Here is a 1,531-nt window from a genome sequence, read left to right as displayed (position 1 = left end):
CATAGTATTCTAAAAAAAGAGTACACTAAATAGTAGCGGTTTATTTTCCCAAAAAATCGCTGTATTGGTTCAATATACAATTTATATTAGTAGCCTAATGGGACGTTTTCTCATAGTCGTAAGCTTGGTTTGTGCAGACCAAGTTCATTATTGTCCTATCAAGTCTGTTTACACAGGCAATCATAGCGACCAAGTCTGGTTTAGGATTTGGTTCGCTTTTTTGTTTGTAGTAGTAATCCACAATGTGATTATCAAATCGTGCCTTATTTTTTAACATACTTCTTATCATTTCAAACATGATGTACCGTGCACTGTTTTGACCTCTTCTGTTAATTCGATCTGCTTTTTTAATATCTCCAGATTGGACTCTGCGTAAATCAATTCCGATATATGCATTTAATTGTTTATAAGAAGAAAAGCGCTTAATATCACCCGTGAACCCCATCATCAACGCTGTGGATATTTCGCCCGCTCCAGGAATGCTTGTAATCAGTCTAAACTCTGGAAATTTATTTGCGTAATCAATTAGTTGTTGCTTTAGTAATTCATGCATTTTGTTATATTGATTGATTTCATCACAGTAAGCTTGAATCTGACTAATCATAAAAGAATCTGCGGGAACTGCCGGATAAGAAATTTGACCTGCATTCCAAACCTCCACACACCGCTTTTTAATTAAATCAAGATGTATTTTATGACTTACAAGACTAGTAACCCGTTTCGCCATTGTTTCAGGAATATCACCTATTAAAAAGTCTGGGTGTGGATACAGTTTAACAAAAGTCAATCCAAGTACTGATCGAATTGGTTTAAATAAATCATTTAACTCTGGAAAAGACTGTTCAAGAGCGGCGTGTAAATGATTAATAGTTCTAGAACGTTCTTTAGTTATCTCTAAATATCGATGAGCCATTAAGTGTAATCTCTCGTATCTTTTTGGATATGGCCTACGGCCATGAATTAATGACTTCTGTTCTATTCCTAAAAGTGCTAACTTAACTGCATCAGAGCGATCAGTTTTTTGCCTTCGCAAACTTGCCATTCGTATTGATGATTCTAAAGGATTTATTTCGAGATATTCAAAATTCTCGTTAGTAAAAAACGTGGTGAGAACTTTAGAGTAAATACCTGTTGTTTCAAATACTGATAGGACGGGGGAACTATCTTTGATTATTGATTTAAGTTTAGCTAACCCCTGCTTATTATGGACAATTTTAAATTCCTTAATAATTCTGTGATCGTTTAAAAGAGCACATGAACTTTTGCCTCGACTAACATCAATACCTAAAATATGCACTTTATCACCTTCCATATATTTTTGAGGCAACAACAGCACAGCTCCGTTCATTTTCTATGTTCGATCTTATAGACCCACATCCTAAATCTAACTTTTCACTGTGTGCTGATGGGCCAGTTTGACGCTCGGAATTTAATTCCACTGGTGTTGGCGACCTCAACCTCAACTTTAGTATAGTAAAAGAGGTATCAAGATTGTCGTCACAATCTTGATACCTCTTACATTAGGATGTTT

The 1,531-nt window shown here is 35.3% G+C and carries 1 protein-coding gene; it reads right to left on the bottom strand.

Translation table 11 applies throughout. From position 1 onward, the window contains the following. Nucleotides 1-94: 94 nt before the first annotated feature. A complete protein-coding gene (locus tag QOW94_RS10935) occupies nt 95-1,348 on the bottom strand; it encodes an IS110 family RNA-guided transposase (RefSeq protein ID WP_283680490.1) in 1,254 nt (417 codons plus the stop codon). Nucleotides 1,349-1,531: the final 183 nt, after the last annotated feature.

Source organism: Lentilactobacillus sp. Marseille-Q4993, from assembly GCF_951230165.1.
Classification (GTDB): Bacteria; Bacillota; Bacilli; order Lactobacillales; family Lactobacillaceae; genus Lentilactobacillus.
This window is presented reverse-complemented; position numbering and strand designations above follow the sequence as displayed.

Coding starts and splice junctions, on each gene's coding strand:
- QOW94_RS10935 (WP_283680490.1), bottom strand. CDS start 1,348: ATGAACGGAGCTGTGCTGTTGTTGCCTCAAAAATATATGGAAGGTGAT.